This window comes from candidate division WOR-3 bacterium (assembly GCA_026418155.1).
Lineage (GTDB): Bacteria > Hydrothermota > Tepidihabitantia > Tepidihabitantales > CAIPLT01 > JAOABV01.
In genome coordinates, this window is sequence record JAOABV010000001.1 from 20,058 (window position 1) to 38,773 (window position 18,716).

General features: G+C 36.3%; 17 protein-coding genes and 1 other RNA gene. 7 read left to right on the top strand and 11 right to left on the bottom strand.

What is annotated here, in order from left to right; translation table 11 throughout:
- Nucleotides 1–13 precede the first annotated feature (13 nt).
- Together rpsP and rmuC are read right to left on the bottom strand one after the other, a co-directional pair.
- A complete protein-coding gene (gene rpsP / locus N2201_00105) occupies nt 14–304 on the bottom strand; it encodes a 30S ribosomal protein S16 (protein ID MCX7784627.1) in 291 nt (96 codons plus the stop codon).
- Nucleotides 305–604: 300 nt separating this feature from the next.
- Complete coding sequence (rmuC, locus tag N2201_00110) at nt 605–1,684, bottom strand: DNA recombination protein RmuC (GenBank protein ID MCX7784628.1); 1,080 nt, start codon at nt 1,682–1,684, stop codon at nt 605–607.
- A 1,033-nt stretch (nt 1,685–2,717) separates the two neighbouring features.
- Here rmuC and N2201_00115 point away from each other — a divergent pair.
- Complete coding sequence (locus N2201_00115; protein MCX7784629.1) at nt 2,718–3,692, top strand: heparan-alpha-glucosaminide N-acetyltransferase domain-containing protein; 975 nt, start codon at nt 2,718–2,720, stop codon at nt 3,690–3,692.
- 57 nt (nt 3,693–3,749) lie between these two features.
- On the opposite strand, the gene recR is transcribed toward N2201_00115, so the two are convergent.
- The 9 genes from recR to N2201_00160 all read right to left on the bottom strand — a co-directional run bounded on the left by recR (nt 3,750) and on the right by N2201_00160 (nt 11,623).
- Entirely contained in the window at nt 3,750–4,343 is a 594-nt protein-coding gene (gene recR, locus N2201_00120; GenBank protein MCX7784630.1) for a recombination mediator RecR, read from the bottom strand.
- A 92-nt stretch (nt 4,344–4,435) separates the two neighbouring features.
- A complete protein-coding gene (locus N2201_00125) occupies nt 4,436–4,735 on the bottom strand; it encodes a YbaB/EbfC family nucleoid-associated protein (GenBank protein ID MCX7784631.1) in 300 nt (99 codons plus the stop codon).
- Nucleotides 4,736–4,867: 132 nt separating this feature from the next.
- Nucleotides 4,868–6,610 (bottom strand): DNA polymerase III subunit gamma/tau, encoded by a 1,743-nt coding sequence (gene dnaX / locus N2201_00130; GenBank protein MCX7784632.1) that lies wholly within the window; start codon nt 6,608–6,610, stop codon nt 4,868–4,870.
- 40 nt (nt 6,611–6,650) lie between these two features.
- Nucleotides 6,651–6,917: signal recognition particle sRNA large type (ffs, locus tag N2201_00135), an RNA gene on the bottom strand.
- A gap of 132 nt (nt 6,918–7,049) precedes the next feature.
- A complete protein-coding gene (locus N2201_00140) occupies nt 7,050–8,021 on the bottom strand; it encodes an ABC transporter substrate-binding protein (GenBank protein MCX7784633.1) in 972 nt (323 codons plus the stop codon).
- 277 nt (nt 8,022–8,298) lie between these two features.
- Nucleotides 8,299–9,810 carry a tetratricopeptide repeat protein gene (locus tag N2201_00145; GenBank protein MCX7784634.1) on the bottom strand — a complete coding sequence of 504 codons (1,512 nt, stop codon included), beginning with the start codon at nt 9,808–9,810 and terminating at the stop codon, nt 8,299–8,301.
- Entirely contained in the window at nt 9,758–9,934 is a 177-nt protein-coding gene (locus tag N2201_00150; GenBank protein MCX7784635.1) for a hypothetical protein, read from the bottom strand. Before N2201_00150 ends, N2201_00145 begins: the two co-directional genes overlap by 53 nt.
- Before the next feature lie 205 nt (nt 9,935–10,139).
- Complete coding sequence (locus N2201_00155; protein MCX7784636.1) at nt 10,140–11,042, bottom strand: M48 family metalloprotease; 903 nt, start codon at nt 11,040–11,042, stop codon at nt 10,140–10,142.
- Nucleotides 11,043–11,071: 29 nt separating this feature from the next.
- Entirely contained in the window at nt 11,072–11,623 is a 552-nt protein-coding gene (locus N2201_00160) for a LemA family protein (protein ID MCX7784637.1), read from the bottom strand.
- Nucleotides 11,624–11,870: 247 nt separating this feature from the next.
- On the opposite strand from N2201_00160, the gene N2201_00165 reads away from it, so the two are divergent.
- The 6 genes from N2201_00165 (at nt 11,871) to N2201_00190 (ending at nt 18,695) form a co-directional block, all read left to right on the top strand.
- Nucleotides 11,871–12,176, top strand: a complete 306-nt coding sequence (locus N2201_00165; protein MCX7784638.1) for a helix-turn-helix domain-containing protein — start codon at nt 11,871–11,873, stop codon at nt 12,174–12,176.
- A 28-nt stretch (nt 12,177–12,204) separates the two neighbouring features.
- The gene (locus N2201_00170) at nt 12,205–12,963 is read left to right on the top strand and encodes an integrase core domain-containing protein (GenBank protein MCX7784639.1); all 759 of its coding nucleotides are present in this window, start codon (nt 12,205–12,207) and stop codon (nt 12,961–12,963) included.
- Nucleotides 12,964–13,415: 452 nt separating this feature from the next.
- Nucleotides 13,416–14,516, top strand: coding sequence for a Xaa-Pro peptidase family protein (locus N2201_00175; GenBank protein ID MCX7784640.1), 1,101 nt, complete (start codon nt 13,416–13,418; stop codon nt 14,514–14,516).
- A 76-nt stretch (nt 14,517–14,592) separates the two neighbouring features.
- Nucleotides 14,593–15,150, top strand: a complete 558-nt coding sequence (gene efp / locus N2201_00180; GenBank protein MCX7784641.1) for an elongation factor P — start codon at nt 14,593–14,595, stop codon at nt 15,148–15,150.
- A gap of 204 nt (nt 15,151–15,354) precedes the next feature.
- Nucleotides 15,355–16,728, top strand: coding sequence for an acetyl-CoA carboxylase biotin carboxylase subunit (accC, locus tag N2201_00185; GenBank protein ID MCX7784642.1), 1,374 nt, complete (start codon nt 15,355–15,357; stop codon nt 16,726–16,728).
- Between the two features lie 89 nt (nt 16,729–16,817).
- Nucleotides 16,818–18,695: a tetratricopeptide repeat protein gene (locus tag N2201_00190; GenBank protein MCX7784643.1), complete on the top strand. Its 1,878-nt coding sequence runs from the start codon at nt 16,818–16,820 to the stop codon at nt 18,693–18,695.
- Nucleotides 18,696–18,716 lie beyond the last annotated feature (21 nt).

Genomic DNA, 18,716 nt, shown 5'->3' on the forward strand with positions numbered 1-18,716 from the left:
TGTCCTCCTATGACTAAATGCGGGCGTGGACATCCGTTTCGGATGAGTTTTCACCCGCATCGAGCGTTTGCGTTTGCTTTATGTATCGAGCATAGAGTCGTTTGGCAGTGTCTGTAGCCTGTGCACCTTTTGACAGCCAGTATTCGACTCGTTGTTTATTTAGGGTTAGATGCTTAGTTTTCGGATTATAGTATCCTACGGACTCAATATATTTGCCGTCCCTCGAGCGTCGTGAATCTGCTACTACTATCCGATAAAACGGACGATTACGCTGTCCGATTCGTTTCAGTCTTATCTTTACCAATTTTGCACCTCGTCGTTAAATATTAAATATAATAATAAAAAAACCCCAAACTGTCAATAGTTAATTTTCTTATTAAAATTATCTGTGTTATCATATCATAGGAGGATACACCTTTATTTTTAACATATCAAGCCTAAATTTACACAAAATATTATACACTACCTTTTCTTTTTACTAATACATTTCTGTATTCCGTATCTTCCTTCTTCTTTATAAGAATGCTTCAGAAAATTGCTTCTAAACAAAACCCCAAATTAGTTATTTTAGTGACTTCAGGAAGAGAAAATAATTTCCCGGACCTTATGTCAGTTTTTTGATGTTTTCTTCAGGACTGATTGATTCCAGACTTGATAGTTTATCGTCAAATTTAATAAGTTTCTTTTCCGCAGATTCGTATTTTCCTTGGGCATTTCTCAAATGCGTTCCTAAGGTTTCAAAATCTTCGCGAAAACTATCAAAATCATTGGTCAGTTTTTGTAATGCTTGTAAAATCTGTTCCGCGCTCTGCTCAATTTTCAAACCGCGTAAACCAAGCACAATTGCTTGAAGATAAGCATAAAGACTATTCGGCGAAACCGGAATCACTTTCCGCTCTAAGGCATATTTAGCAACACTCTTCTCCTCTGGATTTTCTTTGATAATTACTTCATAATAGACATTTTCTGCTGGGATATACATCAGCGCAAAGTCATAAGTTCCCTCATCCGGTAGAATATATTTATTGGCAATATCATCAATATGTTTTCTCACATCTTTTAAGAATTCCTTACGGAATCGCGCTCTTTCGTCATCACTTGAACTTTCGATGATGCGAGAAAAGTTTTCTAAGGGAAATTTGGCATCTATGGGAACTAATTTCGGACCGAGTTTTACTACTGCATCCACTTTAGCCGACTTAAACGGATATTGTAATTCATAATAATCCTGAGGTAAAATCTGGCTCAATAAATCGTTTAGAAAAAATTCACCTAAAAGCCCTCGAGTTTTCGGTGCTTTCAGAATTTCTGATAATTTAGCAATATCCTTACCCACATCAAATATCTGTTTCGATGCTTGAGCAAGTCCGCCGATTTCTTTTTTAACATCCGAAATCACTGTTGCGGCTTTATCTAACCGTTCACCAATATGACCCGTGGTCATTGAAAGTTGCTGAACAATTGTCTGCAGTTGTTGATTAATTTGTGATGTAATTTGTGCCAGTTGCTGATTAATTAACTGCTGTTGTTTTGTTAAACTATCACTGGTCTGATTTCTTAAACTCTCAATTTGATTCTGTAGCATCATTAAACTCTGTTCAGCCTGAGGTCTTTGTGGTCGCAACAGCAAATAGATAAGCAATCCAATAATAACAACTGATAGAACTAAGACAACAATATTCATACGAGAAAAATACACCTATTTTTATGAAATGTCAAGAACAAAAGAACCTTTTGACAAGATTTTTTGTAGGCCTATTAGGAAGGCGTTTTCAAGATTTCTATGTTAAGGGGCTAGGGTGGGGCTAACCCGTTTTTAGCATTGGGAAAGGCAATATCTGACTTATATGCGGTAGAGAAGGTCGCTTATCAGGTAGAAAACGCTTAAAAAGATTATTCGTTGTCTTAGATATATTTTATCTTAGATCCTATTGTCTTGTAGGATGTAATCAATATAGTAAATATTTGCCCTGATAAGTGTCTTTGCTTCTTATCTTGTTAATAATCCAACGAGATTTAAGGCGTTATAATTTATCAGGAATTATAATAATTTTTACTAAAGGTTGTGTGCTAAGAAAGAAATTAAAACATATGAGAAAAACTTTTGTCTAAATCTTTAATTTAGACTACACTTCCTTCATCTCAATCGTGTTTTCTTCTTATCATATAGTTACCCAATATTAACAAAATAAGGTATTATAAATATATCAATTGAAGTGTATGAGAAAACTCGTTGTCTAAATCTTTAATTTAGACCTCACTTCCTTCATCTCAATCGTGTTTTCTTCTTATCATATATTTACTCAGTGTTAATAAAATAAGATATTATAAATATACCAATTGAGGCTTATGTGAAAACTCGTTATCTAAATCTTTAACTTAGATTAGACATCACTGATTCCGACCGTGTTTTCTTCTTATTGTTCTTGTTATCCTTTACTGTTGACAGATAAGATATTATAGTTATAAATTATAAATATAAAGTTAATTTGAAGACTAAATAGTTTGTGTACCTGCGGGACTGTAATGTCACTATCTTTTAATATGAAGATCGTTTGCTACGCATAGTATGATAATTATAAATAGATCTGACGATTTAATTTGATGACTAAATATTACCGAGTATTCGAAAAACGATAATGTTGTTATTGGGGGCATAGAGATTATTTGCTACGCTCAACAAAATGATATGACCTTTTAAGCAAAGACTACATATTTTGAAAATCTCGTTTATCTATACTTCACCAATTCCAGACCGATGGCGGGCATTAGATGTTTTACGCGGAGTTGCGCTCTTCTTTATGATACTGGGAAATTTTCTTGCCTACTATAAAACTCTACCTTCTTGGTTTTGGCATGCTTCTTGGAATGGTCTTACTATTGCTGACTTAGGTGTTCCAATTTTTCTTTTTGCCCTTGGTATTTCTTATCAACTCTCTTGGCATAAAAGAATTAGATATAATACCAAACTTTCTGCTGTTCTCCATTTCTTAAAAAGATACTTTATCCTCTTTGCGTTTGGTTTCTTGGGCTATTTTGTCGCAATGGGCAAATTCCAATGGGAAGTATTACAACTAATCGGTGCAGTTGGAATTTTGGCTTTGGGCTTTATGTTTATGAAACCATTTCTCCGCATAATTATTGCTCTGTTATTGCTTATCGTTTATCAAATTACAATTCTTAATGGCGCGCACAATTGGGTTATGAATTTTATAGAAACCGGTTTAGCCGGTCCTTATGCCATTCTTGCCTGGAATTTTGTTCTTATTACGGGTTCAGTGCTGGCGTATTTACTCAAATCAAAACAAAAGAAAGATCCCTTTGGTATTTTAGCCATCTGGGCATTAATCTATCTCTTTGTTGGCGCATTACTCTCTTTGCTTATTCCTTTTAATAAACATCTGGTCTCAATCTCTTATATTATATTTTCTACTGGAGTTGCCATCGTGGGATTATTCCTTTTCCACATTATTACTGAAATTGGACATCACCGCATCTTTATTTTCGAGACCTTAGGTAAAAACGCTTTAGTCGGCTATATTACCAGTCAACTTCTAAGTGTAATTATCTACAAGGTATTACCTAATTTTCAGAATGGAGCCTTGCTTATCTTTATCTCATTCATAATTTTGTTTATCTGTATTCTCCTTGCTAGTTTTCTGGATACAAGAAAAGTTTATTTTTGGCTTTAAGCGAACCATTCAGAATAAAATATCCGGGACGATGGTCTTTTGTGAAATTAATCCTGATTATTGAAATTCTTTTCTGCCTTCAAATGCTTCAGAAATAGTTGTTTCGTCGGCTAAATCTAAATCACTGCCAATGGGTAAGCCCCGAGCAATACGGGTTATTTTAACACCTAACGGTTTTAGCACTTTAACTAAATAATGGGCTGTGGCTTCACCTTCGCGAGTGGGATTAGTTGCAATGATAACTTCAGCGAATTTCTCTTTAGTTAATCTTTGCACCAGTTCTTTTATTTTTAACTCCTCTGGTCCGATATCATCAATTGGTGAAAGCGCTCCGCCTAAGACATGATACAAACCGTTGTATTTATGACTCCTTTCAATGGAAAGAATATCTGCCGGGTCTTCAACCACACATATTATAGTTCGGTCACGGTCAGGTGCTTGACAGATCTCACAGAGTTCATTCTCTGTGAGATTAAAACACACCGGACAGAAATGAAGTTTTCTTTTGGCTTCAATGATGGCTTGAGCCAAGTCTTCGACTTCTTCGGTTTTGGCTTTAAGCAGATAGAAACTTATGCGCTGAGCAGTTTTTCGGCCAATACTCGGTAATTTCATCAGTTGTTCAATGAGATTATTAAGAACCTTGGTCATATTTTTATTCAGAATGATATATTTCGATTTTCAAGTAGAAATTTAATCCTCTTGCTGATTTTACGATTTCATTAAGCAAGATGCAAGTAGTTTCACACCTGAGGAAATGGTGGTAAGGGAAATCCAATGATTCTTTCAATTTCCTTTTGGACTTCTTCTTTTGCTTTATTTTTGGCTTCATTAACTGCGGCTACGATTAAGTCTTGTAACATCTCAAGGTCTAAATCTTTTAGCAGTTCCGGCTCAATTTTAATTGAGACAATATTGCCATATCCGTCAGCAACTGCTTTTACCATATCGCCGCCGGCTGAGGCTTCAGCTTTAACTTTAGCCATTGCTTGATTGATAGTTTCTTGAATTTTTGCCAGTTTCTTAAAATCGAAATTCATCATACTAAAATGCTATTCTTAAAAATCTTGCAGTAGTTAATACAAACAGATTAAGACTTTCCGTGACTTTGTCTTTGGCACCAAAGGAGCGCATATTCTTTAGAATTATAGTCCTTTTGCAAAGGGCATTTTAAATTATTTTATGCGTTTGCCATTAGGAAAGACCGACTTAAAAATTGCTTCTGGGTCAGTTAACGGTTGGTTTTTATCTGCTCGAATTGATTGGTTTACCTGTTCGGTATCTGAGGTTAGGGGTTCTTTTTCTTTTAGGGTATCATTACTAACACAAACTTGAGAAATTTGCAAAGCAATGCGTATGGGCTTTTTTAGCATCTCCGACAAGCGACGTTCAATATCGGATTTTTCTTGTTCAATAAAATCCTTATGGTCTGAAGCCGATTTTTGGTCTAAGATGAGTATTATTGTATTGTTGACCATTTTATCAACTGAGACCATTGCCAAACATTGGGCTAAATACGGCCGGCAATTCTTTAACTCAGAAATTAAACATTGCCATAACATTAATAAGGCTGAAGCGTCTGAAACATCAATTTGTTCCCAAGACGTATTTGTTTCCGAGAGAGATTGAGGAACCCTTTCGCCGATTAAATTTGAAGTAGGTTCTGAGATTGTCTCAATAGTTTGAGCATCATTAGAATTTCGGTTACTGAGTTTCGAATTCACTTCATTGATGGTCTCAGTAGTCTTGGGAGTATTAGTATTTCTGGTAGTGAATTTTGCATTCACTTCGTTTTTCGAAAGACTTAGACATTTGGTGGTATCAACTGATAAATCCAGCAGTCGCAAAGAAAGAATTTCAAAAAGAATCTTTGGCTCTGTACTTCTTTTTACTTCGTTCTCATTATCCGCAATAAATTTCATTATGGCTAAGATTTTTTCCTGACTGAATTTTTGGGCTTGTTCTGCTAACTTCGGATAATCACTGGGAAGTATTCCCAATATATGTTTTTTAACGCCTAATTTCACCATTAACAATAACCGAAAGTGCTCTAACAATCCAGAGAAAAATTCCATAAAATCATAACCAGTCGAAAAGATTCGGTCGATAAATTCTAACATTTTCCGTTCTGGATTACTATCATTAGTCAAAATCAGTTCGGTATACTCAAAGAAGACGGATGACGAGATAATGCCTAAAAGGTCTTCCACATCTTTTAATTCAATGCCTTCAGGTTTATATGCTCGCAGTTGGTCCAGGATGCTTTCCGCATCGCGTATTGAGCCGTCAGCGCGTTTACCAATAGCAAATAGTGCTTCTTCGCTGACTTTAATATTTTCTTTTTCTGCAATCCATTGTAATCGTTTAACAATTTCTTCAACTGTTGCTCGGTGGAAATCAAATCGTTGGCAACGCGATAAAATTGTGCTGGGTACTTTATGAGGTGCGGTCGTGGCAAAAATAAACTTTACATGTTTGGGCGGTTCTTCTAAGGTTTTAAGCAAAGCATTAAATGCCTGTTCGGTTAACATATGGACTTCGTCAATAATATAGATTTTATAGGGGCACGCGGTTGGCAAATATTTTATATTCTCGCGCAGTTCGCGAATTTGGTCAATGCCTCGATTAGATGCACCGTCAATTTCAATTACATCTAAACTCTGGGAATTAGTAATTTCTTGGCAAACCGAACATTTTTGACAAGGGGTTAAAGTTGGACCCTTAACACAATTCAGACTCTTTGCCAAAATTCGAGCAGTAGTTGTTTTGCCGACGCCTCGTGGACCAGCAAAAAGATAAGCATGGGCTACTCGATTATCTTTAATTGCCTTTTTGAGTGTTGTTTTAATATGTTCTTGAATCCATAATTCGTCCAAAGTTTGGGGTCGGTATTTTAGCGGTAAAACCTGATAATCCATACTTATTAACCAACAGAGTCGATAATATCAAACATAACGGTCGTGCAGCAAATTCGCATTCGCCCAAAGAGGTCTTTAAATGGTTTTGGCTCCAACCAGGCACTCCGACAACTAATTTTAGCACTACTTACCGTTGCTACCTTCCGGTCCTGGCGGGGTTTGTAGGCAAAATTATTGTCGGACCCGGTCTTCATCGTCAAAACCAATTAAAGTTTAGGCTCTTTGGGGAATACTCTATTTGCCTTATCAATCCCGCATAAGCCGGGTTTCGGGTTACAGAGGACCGGCAGCCCTCCATCTAGCACGACCGGAAAGATAACAGGTTTCATTGGGTAAATTAACTTAGTTCTAATGTCCCATTAAAAGAACCAGTATAATTTGCTTTCTCATATTAAAAGAACTAAAGTAAATTCCTTCATCTGATGTTTGTTAACTGACTCTATTGTTTGAATTGTGCTGGTTCAGGAAACAAGGGCTGAATGTCAAATGAATTCATCAAAACGCCGGCTTCCACCATTCTGCTCATTAAAGTAATCACAGCGCCTTTATTGATTTCAACCAGTTTTTGAAATTGTGGTAAGTAGACATTTTGATAGCGGTTCGGGTCTAAATTATAGAACTTCAAAAACATTTTCCGCGAATCTTCCACATTAGCATCAACAAAAGCAACCGTTGCATCAAGTAATACTTTCAGTTTAGTTGCAATTCTTTTCTGGTTCTTAATTAGTTTAGCGGTTATCGTATAGGCTGAGCCGGGAAATGGTGCTACGATATTTTTCGGCAGAACTGCTTCAACTAATGCAACCAGACCTTGATTCAAAGCCGAAGTTCGCTCTGGTTCTAAGACTAAGATTGCATCCAGTTGATTTTGGCTCAATGCAGAAACTAATGCGGAATTAGGCATTTCAATTAATTTAATTTCTGTCTCTTTAATGCCTAATTGTTTCAACACCACTGGTATTAGTTCTCGCACCTGAGGCGGATAACCGAATCTTTTATTTTTTAGTCCTTTTAAGTCTTTAATTTTCGTCTTATTAACTGGATTAATAAAGATGGCATCAATCGGAATGGAAACGCGGAATTCAACAGAACTTAACACTTTGAATGAATCTGATGTAATAGGAACATATTTCAGTAAAGTTGGCCAAGGCACAATGGCACAGTGGATTTTTGCTAAAGTCAAATCATTTAGCATTAGGTTCGGGTCAGAATAATAAACAAATTCTGGAATTATCCGTTCGTTCTTAAAAAAGTTTTTTTCTTGAGTAACTGCAAACACTACTGAACTAACCGTGCTATCACACCCGATTCGGACAGTAACGGGACGACTTTCCTGCCACTGCGGATAGACAATAATAAATATCAAAACTAATGTTAAAATCGCAATAATAGCATTAAGTAATTTCGTCATTTTTCACCCCTTATCTTGCCACAGAGTTTTAGCATCCACTTCTCAGTCGGACTGAAGAAAATGTTACTGCAGTCAAACATTGAACCCTGTAGCATATTTTATTTAAGGTTGTTTTTTGATACTTTTTACCTTTTGGGAATATCTCATACATTTTTTGTTCATTTTTTCCGATTAGAAATTTGCCTTCTTAAGGTTGCCTTTTGATTCTTTCACCTTTTGGGAGTATCTCATACACTTTTCTGTTCTGTTCACTTTTTTCCGATTAGAAATTGTTTTCTTAAGGTTGTTTTTTAATTCTTTCCCCTTCTTGAAGTATCTCGTAGGCTTTTTTCTGTTCACCTTTTTCCCGGTAACAAACTGCTAAATTTCGATAAGCGGATTGATTTTTCGGATTTAAGGCTAAAACTGTATTAAACGAGACAATTGCAGAATCATACTTTTTAAGATTAGTTTGGACTGCGCCATAAAACAACATCAATTCTTCAACTGCTACTGGGTCTAATCCGCTGACAAAAACCTTTGATAAATTAGAAGCCAGTTCAGCCGGTGTTGTATTCTTTAGACTTGGAAAGTATAAATACCAGTAGCCGGTCTTAAAAGTCTTTCTCTTATCAAGTTCTTGTTCCACATCTTTAATCAATTCTGTTTTAATTTCCCAATAGCCTTTTTTCATATCATCAACTCCTGCAATCAGACTACGAGCCAAAGATTCTTTTAATGATGACAATGGCAATAGAGCTAATTGCGTGATTGAACTGAAAATCTTTTCGGCTTCAGTATCAGCGCCGGAGCGATATTGGGTAAAGCCTAAATTAAACAACGCATCATAATCTAAGGGATTATAGCGCAGGACTTCATTAAAATAATTACTGGCGAGACTAAGATATTGTTTTTGCTGGGTTTCGGTGGTAAAAGTATTTGCTTTTTGTAATGCGGATGAGCCGGCATAGAAATAACTGCTACTAAGCAGATTAATAATCAGATAAATCTCGTTACTCATACCGGCTAATTTTGTCATTTTCGGTTTGGCTTTTAACGATTCGGCAATATAACTTTCAAGTTGTTTTGTGCCGCGCAATTCTGATAACTTAATTAAGACCGTTTCGGTTTTAGGCGAGTCGATTTTTAATTCCGTGCTTAACAAATCTTTGGCTTTATTAAGGCTATTAGTGAATTGTTTGACCGATTTTTCATAATAAAACAAAGAAGAATCCCAGTCCTGCTTTTTAAAGAAATATTTCCCTAAAATGACATTAATTTGTGGGTTGAGCGAATCTAATTGAAAAAGTTTATCCGCAATCCCTTTAATTTTTGCGACACTGTCGACTGTGCTATAAATCTGGGCTAATTGTAAATAACCTTGAATATTTTTCGGGTCAGATTCTGTTGCCCGAGTAAAATATTTAATTGCCAGGTCGTAATTGCCCTTTTGATTCATAATATTACCTGCTCGGGTGAACGCATTAAACACCGTATATTGAATATTATTATCCTTAAGCATCTTATCAACATAATCTCGAGCATCGATAAAACAAGTATCAAAATTCTCGGCTGATTCAACTGATTTACCTAACTTTTCTAAACTCAATGCTAACCAGAACCGGGCTTCAGGATTTCCTGGATAACTATTTAGTGCCGATTGAAATTGCTGAAAGGCTCTTTCATACCGGCCACCTTGAAAATGGATTCTACCCCCGCGCAGAAGGGCATCCAAAGGTGTTGCACTATAAGCCCAGTTAAAAACGATTCCTAAAAGCCAAAGGCAAATTATCCATCGCCAAGACTTCATTAACACCTCCAAAATTGAGATTATGGGCAATGATGAAAACTGCATTCTGATATTTCATTAAACAAGCAAAATCAATCTTTTCCAAATTCGATACTAAAAAATTAAGATTATTATAATTTAACATATCTTTAAAGTCAACTATATTTAACATATTATGTCTAAATTTACCCAGAATATTATATGCTACCATAAGCAGACACATCTTTATCTTTAACATACCAAGTCTATATTTAACCAGAACATATACATTACCATTAAAAGAGCATCATTTATCTTTAACATAGCAAGTCTAAATTTATTCAAAGTATTTATGCTATCTTTTTATTTACTCACATCTGTAATTGCATTAGTCGTTGGATACGCTTTTCTATTGGTGGGTGGGTTGCAAAAAGATTAGAGATGGAACTCCGGTCTGAACCAAAAGGATTAGCAATAAAAAGATGGGCCGTGGCATCTGATGCGGACCGGAGTTTGCCTTGATAATTTTTGATTTTGGCTAAGGCTGAGGCTAAACCATTTGGATAACGCAACAGATAAGCACCAGAAGCATCTGCCAGATATTCTCGCTCGCGCGATATTGCGGCACGGATCAACCAGACTAAAATTGGTGCAATAATTGCTAACGCAATTCCCACTATTATTAAAACGCCACCGCCACTGCGTCGTTCTCGGTCTCTGCCTTTAGGCATAAAAAACATTGATCGCAAAAATATATCTCGAAATAAGATAATCAGACCACCGATAATCGCAGCCACGGTCATAATCAGAATGTCATAATTTCTAATATGCGAAATCTCATGCGCAATCACACCTTGAAGTTCTTCACGATTCATCATTGATAAAAGCCCGGTAGTTACAGCCACCGAAGCCTTTTGGGGATTACGGCCAGTAGCAAAGGCATTAGGCATTGGGTCAGCGATAATATAAACTTTCGGTTTAGGAATACCCGCGGCAATAGCGCATTCTTCAACAACATTATGAAGTTGGGGATATTTATCTGCAGAAGCAACTTGGGCTGATGAAAAGGCTAAGGCAATTTTATCCGAATTGTAATATAACAGAATATTATAAAAGATGATAAACAATCCGAAAAAGATATAACCTGCAGTTCCCCAGTGAAAGATTTGAACTAAGACATAACCGACGACACCTAAGATTAAACTAAAAGCAACAATAAAAAGACCTGTGCGGATTTTATTCTTATTAATTAAATCATACAGAGTTTGTCTCATACCTTAAAACTGCTATCCGCGATTTGCTATTAGTCTTGTGTAAACGATACTTTAACAGGTGCTTTTTCTGTTTCTGGAATCGTATAAAATTCTTCGGGTCGGAATCGGAAGATGCCGGCAACTATATTAGAGGGAAACCGTTCGATTATAATTTTATACGCCATTGCCTCATCATTATAAAATTGTCGGGCAAAGGCGATTTTATTTTCTGTAGCCGAAAGTTCTTCTTGAAGTCTTAAGAAATTCTCATTAGCTTTAAGTGTGGGGTAATTTTCTGCAACCGCAAACAAGGATTTCAGGGTTTCGGAGAGCGCATTATTGGCTTTAGCGGTCTCACCGACTGTTTTAGCCGAAAGGGCTTGGGCTCGTGCTTGCGTAACTTTTTCCAACAATTCCCGTTCGTGTTGGGCATAACCTTTAACTGTTTCAACTAAATTCGGAATCAAATCATATCGGCGCTTTAACTGAACATCAATCTGTGCCCAGGCATTTTTAACTCGATTCTTTCGACTGACTAAAACATTATAAGTGCTAACTAACCAAACAACAATAATCGCAATAACTATTAACAGAATAATCATAAATTACTCCTTATGCTGAATTCATCCAACCAATTAAAACACAAATTATAAACATAATGTTTGCGCTGATAATGTATCTGACAATAATATTAATAATACCTTTCATTTTTAAGAATGTCAATACCGAATGCAATGTGTCCAAGAGATACTATACAGTTTATGAGATTTAATTATAATGGATATGTGAAACAGGTCTTGAAATTAGCAAAAATTAATTTTAAACGTTTATTCAAAAACATAAAGCAATATGCAAAATATACCCCTTATCAATTATAAAGAATTAAGAAAAATCAACCCACAAAACGCCAGTCAATCTGTAATCGAATATCTTAAATCCACCGGTAATAATATCTCTCATACCGCAAAAGCATTCGGCATCAACCGCTCTGTAGTCTATGATATTATTGATAAATTCCGCCAAGGCAACTTAAAAGACCGTCCTAAAACACCTCTTCATCAACTAAGAAAAACAGATCCGGAAATCGAAACTAAAGTAGTCGCAATGAAAACTAAAATCCATCTCGGACCAAAAAGACTCTCCAGATATCTGTAATGTCTCCGCCAGGACAATCCGACACATCTTGCGAAGACATCAAGCCCAAATTAAAGAACTTATCCGTTCGAAGAAAAGAAAGAAGGAGAAAAGAGAATGTGTTGACTGGTATTCAGCCAAACCTTTTGAGATTGTCCAAATTGATGTCAAACACATCCGTGACCAAAAAGCCTTAACCATCGAGCAGATTATCCATCTTGATACTTTTAAGATACCTAATTATCAGTGGAGTGCGTTGGATGTGAACTCGCGTTTTAAGTTGATTGCTTATTCGCAAGAGAAGTCCTGGATCAACGGGTTATTTTTTTATTTTTGGGTGATATCGTGGTTACGCTCGCATAGGGTGAAGTGTCAGATTATCTTTACGGTGGATAATGGTGAAGAATTTGGTGGTCGGTCGTGGTTAAAAGTAAAAGAGTTGCGGAAATTACTGATTGGTTTTGGTTGTCGGTTGGTTCAGAATCACAAAGGGCATCCGGAAGAGAGCGCCCATTTAGAACGGTCGCATCGGACCGATGATGAAGAGTTCTATATTCCGAGAGTGTTTAAAATCAAATCCGAAGCCGAGCTTCTGACTGAAGGGTTAAGATACAATTACTATTACAACAATTATCGGGAGCATTCAGCACTTGACTTTAAGACACCATTTGAGTATCTTAAAGAGCAGATGCCGGATATTGATGATAATATTCGTAAGGTTGTACCGATAATGTTAGATAAAGTAGCGGTAGAATTAGGTCCTTGGAGTGGATACCATGTCTTGGCGCCGCACCGAAAATGTATGTAGTTCTATTCTAAATCTTGCACTACCAAGAAGTTTACCCTTAAATCTTTGTACCTTTGAACTTTTGCACCTTTGTACCATAGTCTTTCTGGAAAATCTTCCCCAAAATCTTGACACTACCCAAATGACCTTTTGCAATGTCCCCATAGAGTTGAAATAACCGAAAGGGCTTAAACAAAATCTCCAGAATTAAAAATCACAAATTCTTGCCGTATCAGCGCTGTCTGCACCAGATATGCTTCTTTTCTGGGATTGGGGAATCTCTTGACTTACAGCAGGATTTAATGTATTATTTATTCAAAATTATGTAACTTTACATAATAAAATATCTCTGATAAAGATGTATGTCGCACAAACGCAAAACTGCAATTAATTGATTAGTAGCAAAATATGGCTGAACTCAGGCAGATTATCTTAATGTTAGTAAAATATCCTAATGTCAACCACTTGAAAAAATGAATCAGTTTAGACCCTCAAAAGAACCTTATAAATCTCGGCTAATGCAAGTCAAACATTACCTTACTCAACATAAACTTGATGCCTTCTTAATTACAGATTTATCTAATCTTTTCTATTTAGTTAACTACACCGGCTCTAACGGCATGCTTTTAATAAAGAAAAATCAAGCCCTACCGATTTTCTACACTGATTTTCGTTATCAGACGCAAGTATATAATGAAGTCTACAATTGCCAAATAAAAATAGTTAACCGCAATCTTTTTACCCAATTTCCCACAGAAGACCTTGACCCAATCTCAATCTGTGGATTTGAAAGCAATCATCTCACTTATGCCAATTATCAAAAATTAAAACTGCAGTTAAAAAATAAAGTCAAATTAATACCGCGGGATGATGGATTTATTGAAGAATTACGCTCAATAAAAAGTAATTTAGAATTAGAAAAAATAAAAAAAGCAGTTGCCATCACCGATAAAGTTTATAGGAATATTTTAACTAAGATACGACCCAACGTTACCGAAAAAGACCTTGCCAATGAAATTGACTATCAATTAAAAAAAGAAGCAGATATAGCATTTCCTACGATTGTTGCTTTTGCCGAAAGGAGTGCCTTACCTCATGCTCAGCCGACAAATCGTAAATTAAAAAAAGGTGATGTCATACTTTTTGATTTTGGTGCTCGCTATGACTATTATTGTGCTGATATGACCCGCACCATAGTTTTGGGCAAAGCAACTGCAGAAATAAAGAAACTCTATGATATTGTATCCAGTGCTCAAAAAAAAGCCCAAGCCAAAATTAAAAGTGATGTCTGTTGTGCTGATATTGATAAGACTGCACGCGAATGGATTCAAAACCAAGGATACGGCGAATATTTCGGACACGGCTTAGGTCATGGTGTTGGTATAATGGTGCACGAAAAGCCAATGTTAACCACAAAGAGCACTGACAAATTAAAAACAGGCCAGACCATAACAATCGAACCTGGAATCTATCTGCCCCAAAAATATGGTATCCGCATAGAAGATTTAGTTTTAGTTAAAAAAGATTGCGGCGAAATTTTAACCCTCAGCCCTAAAGAATTAATTGAAATCTAACCCATTATGCTAAGAAAAAAATTAAAACCAAGCCGACACATTAAATTACAACAAAACCTAACCCAATAAAACTATTATGATTACACCTAATGATTTTCGACCTGGACTTTTAGTTCGATATCGCGATGACATTTGGGAAATAGTCGAATACCAACGCGTAAAAATTGCCCAACGCCGTGCCTTTGTCCGAACTACCTTTCGCCACCTACTAACCGGCAAGACAATTGAAGAAAATCTCTCTTCCGAAGAAAAACTGGAAGAACTACAAGTCGAGCGCAGAAAATGCCAGTATCTATATAACGATGGCGAAAACTATCACTTTATGGAACTTGAGCACTACGACCAATTTGCCCTATCAAAAGAGATTTTAGGTGATAAGGTTCTCTATCTTACAGAAAACACCATCGTCGACATTCTATATGTTGAAGCCAAACCCCTAACAATAGAAGTACCCAACTTTGTAGAACTAACCGTGGTCGAAACCGAACCTGACTACAAAGGCGATACCGCAACCGGTGGTGGCAAACCCGCAAAATTAGAAACCGGTCTTGTAATATCAGTCCCTTTCTTTATTAAAGTTGGTGATAAAATCCGAATCGATACCAGGTCTAATTCATATGTGGAAAGAGTCTAAAGAATTTTACACCTAAAGATAATCTAACTCTTATGGAGAAAGAGTCTAAAGATTTTGCAACTAAAGGCAATCTAATTATTATTAAGAAAGAATCTAAAGATTTGTGTCTGAAAGAGTCTAAAAAATTTGCAATTAAAGGTAATTGTTATCAGTTAAGGATATTTCCATCCAATAAAGCAATTACTTTCGTTGATATGTTATTTTATGTTTAAGAAGATACTGATTGCTAATCGTGGTGAAATTGCCATAAGAATCATTCGCACTTGTCATGAACTAGGCATTAAAGCGGTTGTCGTCTATTCTGAAGCAGACAAAGATTCTTTGCCAGTTAAACTCAGTGACGAAGCAATCTGCATCGGTCCGCCTTCGGCTGAAAACAGTTATCTCAATATTCCCCGCATTCTCTCTGCAGCTGAAATTACCGGTTGCGATGCCATACATCCTGGTTACGGCTTTTTAGCCGAAAACCCTGACTTTGCTGAACAATGCGAAGCCTGTAATCTTCGATTTATTGGTCCAAAATCATCTATTATCCGCTTAATGGCTGATAAATTGCTAGCAAGAAAAAAAATGCAAGAAGCCGGCTTAAAAGTTGTGCCCGGCTCGCCAGATGCAATTGAATCCATTAAACAAGCCCGGCAAATTGCTCACGCTCTCGGTTATCCCATAATATTAAAATCTGCTGCTGGTGGTGGTGGTAAAGGAATGAGGATCGTAAGACAAGAACGCGATTTAGAAACCAACTTCCGTTTAGCCCAAGCTGAAGCCCAAGCCAGTTTTAATGATGCTCGTGTATATATGGAAAAATATTTTGATAATGCGCGTCATATTGAAGTCCAAATCTTGGCTGACTCATACGGAAATGTAATTCATCTCTTCGAACGCGAGTGCTCCATTCAAAGACGTCATCAAAAACTTATTGAAGAAACTCCATCACCTTTATTAGATGAAACATCTCGTCTTAAAATCTGCCAAGACGCGGTATTAGGTGCCTCGGCTATTAATTATGAAAATGCCGGCACTATGGAATTCCTTATCGTTCCCCGGACTGATGACCCTAATAACTTTGATTACTACTTTATGGAAATGAATACTCGTATTCAAGTAGAACATCCGATAACAGAAATCATCACCTGCGTTGATATTGTCAAACAACAGATACTCATTGCAGACAAACAAAAAATCGATACCACCTTACCATCATTAAGAAATCCCCATATCTATGCGCTGGAATGTCGAATAAATGCTGAAGATGTCTCTAAAGATTTCCAGCCAGCACCAGGAAAGATTACAGCATTACAATTTCCCCAAGGATTAGGTGTTCGCGTTGACTCGCATATATATGCCGGATACAACATTCCCGCATATTACGATTCGCTCATATGCAAAATTATCACCTGGGATACTTCCCGGCTAAATGCAATTGTACGAATGGAACGAGCCCTAAAAGAAATGGTTGTTGAAGGTATTAAAACGACCATCCCGTTTCACCTAAAAATCTTAAGTCAGTCGGATTTTCGGCAAGGTAAATTGTCAACTTCATTAGTTGAAAAAATAAGATTAAATTCTAATGACTAACATTGAACTGATTAAAAATTTAGACTGTTTATTGATTACACCTGGCTGGCATTTTGTCATTATCAGTATCTATCTGTGTTGCAGTTTTGGTGTTAACTGATATTACACCATCTGTTTTGCGTATGAATGACTATACGCCTTCTACTTCTAAGATAAGTACAGCTGTCTCTTTTTCTTCATTTCTTAAATCTGTTATTCGTCAATCTGATAAGGAATTATTAGATTATGCTCAACGCTTTGCGAAGTATTTACTTGGTGTGGATGATATCTTGATGCACACTATGCCTTATGAACAAAAGTCTTTGGCAAATCTTTCGACTTTTCCGCATCATTCTTTTCGCTTTTGCTCAAAAACCCTGTCCAAAGAATGGCAGATGCCACTCTATTTTTTTGATGATGTCTTATTGCGTTATACTGAAAGTGAATTCAATTCGCTTTCTCCTTTACAAAAACATCTTGAGATTCTTCGTGCTGAATCTGAGGCACGATTAATCCATCATAAATTAAATTTTTCTCGGCTCTCAGATTGGGAATACCAACAAGCAATCTGTCGAGCCTTAGGAATTTTGCCTATGTATCTTGAAGACCAAATAGAAGAATTATTAACCTGTCCCGGTTTTCGCACACCTACAGAACGAGCAGTTGATTATGATAATATCGACCAATTTATCAATAACTTGGATATGCTCAAAAAAGAATTGGGCACAGCCTTAGAACTGACTTATGCGGTCCTTTTGTTAAATGGTGTTAAATCGAATACAAAATTTTTTTATTATGCTCAGAAGCTTGATGTATTGTTATCCCGAATCTCCAATCTACCTGTAGTTTCCAATCAACTTAAACATTGGCAAAGTACAGATAGTCTTGATGCCCAATTGACATTTCTTTCGATTCTACGCAATCAAATGGCAAAGACATTGCCGGCTCGTAATTTTGATGAAGATAACTTTTTATTTACTAACTTATTAGACCAGAATTGGCAACGATCAAAATCAATTAAAGGTTCAAAAGATGTCTTTGCAATATTAGACACTATCTTACTTACCCATTGGGGGTTTACTGTTTATATTGTCATAACTGAAAAAGATGAATACCTTTTAGAAATTGTCTTTCCGACAATAAATGTCTGGTGGCAGATTGCTGATAGTTCACAAATTTTATTTGTGCCGCCGGCAGTGAAATATCATTACGACTATCGGTTCTTAATTGCAAAAACAATCACTAATATTGCTGATATGCATATGAAAATTGGCCGAGAAATTGACCAGGCGCACAAGATGTATTACAGTGCAGTAAAATTATATCCCAATTATCCAATTTTTCTCAACAAATTAGTTCAACTCTATCTTAAAACCGGACAGGTCCATTCAGCCCTTCATCAGATTAAAGAAATTTCTCAACATTATCCTGATGCGGTTGAGATAAACCATCTGTTGGGTCTTACATATTGTTTACTTAAAGATTATGATAACGCCATCCCCTATTTAGAAAAAGTTATCGCCATAAAACCTGACCTTATTGAGGCTTACAACAACCTTGCCAATTGCTATTATCAGAATGGAAAATTAGAACAAGCACAAAAAATTTATTCCCGACTTTTAATACGACAACCAGATTATTTTGAAGGTGTCTTTGGTTTAGGAAATGTCTATTTTCAATTAAAGCAATATGCGCAAGCCTTACACTATTTTGAAAAAGCCTTAAGAATTACTATGCATAATCAACTTGAACCGCAAGAGAAAGAGTCGCAATTGATTCGGACTTTATATAATCTCGCTCAAACTTATTATGAATTAGGTGAAATCGAAACCAGTATCAAAACATATAAAGAAATCTTAAAATTAAAACCAGACCATGCCTCTGCTTGGTATAATCTCGGCATCATCTATCGAGACCAAGGCGAGACCAAACAAGCCATCGAATGTATTGCCCGAGCCATTCGCATAAACCCTAATCTAATGCGATAAACAAATGCTACAACCGAAATT

Bases quoted from the DNA above. Each gene is read 5' to 3' on its own strand.
- rmuC (MCX7784628.1), bottom strand. From the start codon at position 1,684: ATGAATATTGTTGTCTTAGTTCTATCAGTTGTTATTATTGGATTGCTT.
- recR (MCX7784630.1), bottom strand. From the start codon at position 4,343: ATGACCAAGGTTCTTAATAATCTCATTGAACAACTGATGAAATTACCG.
- N2201_00125 (MCX7784631.1), bottom strand. From the start codon at position 4,735: ATGATGAATTTCGATTTTAAGAAACTGGCAAAAATTCAAGAAACTATC.
- dnaX (MCX7784632.1), bottom strand. From the start codon at position 6,610: ATGGATTATCAGGTTTTACCGCTAAAATACCGACCCCAAACTTTGGAC.
- N2201_00140 (MCX7784633.1), bottom strand. From the start codon at position 8,021: ATGACGAAATTACTTAATGCTATTATTGCGATTTTAACATTAGTTTTG.
- N2201_00145 (MCX7784634.1), bottom strand. From the start codon at position 9,810: ATGAAGTCTTGGCGATGGATAATTTGCCTTTGGCTTTTAGGAATCGTT.
- N2201_00150 (MCX7784635.1), bottom strand. From the start codon at position 9,934: ATGTTAAATTATAATAATCTTAATTTTTTAGTATCGAATTTGGAAAAG.
- N2201_00155 (MCX7784636.1), bottom strand. From the start codon at position 11,042: ATGAGACAAACTCTGTATGATTTAATTAATAAGAATAAAATCCGCACA.
- N2201_00160 (MCX7784637.1), bottom strand. From the start codon at position 11,623: ATGATTATTCTGTTAATAGTTATTGCGATTATTGTTGTTTGGTTAGTT.
- N2201_00165 (MCX7784638.1), top strand. From the start codon at position 11,871: ATGCAAAATATACCCCTTATCAATTATAAAGAATTAAGAAAAATCAAC.
- N2201_00175 (MCX7784640.1), top strand. From the start codon at position 13,416: ATGAATCAGTTTAGACCCTCAAAAGAACCTTATAAATCTCGGCTAATG.
- efp (MCX7784641.1), top strand. From the start codon at position 14,593: ATGATTACACCTAATGATTTTCGACCTGGACTTTTAGTTCGATATCGC.
- accC (MCX7784642.1), top strand. From the start codon at position 15,355: ATGTTTAAGAAGATACTGATTGCTAATCGTGGTGAAATTGCCATAAGA.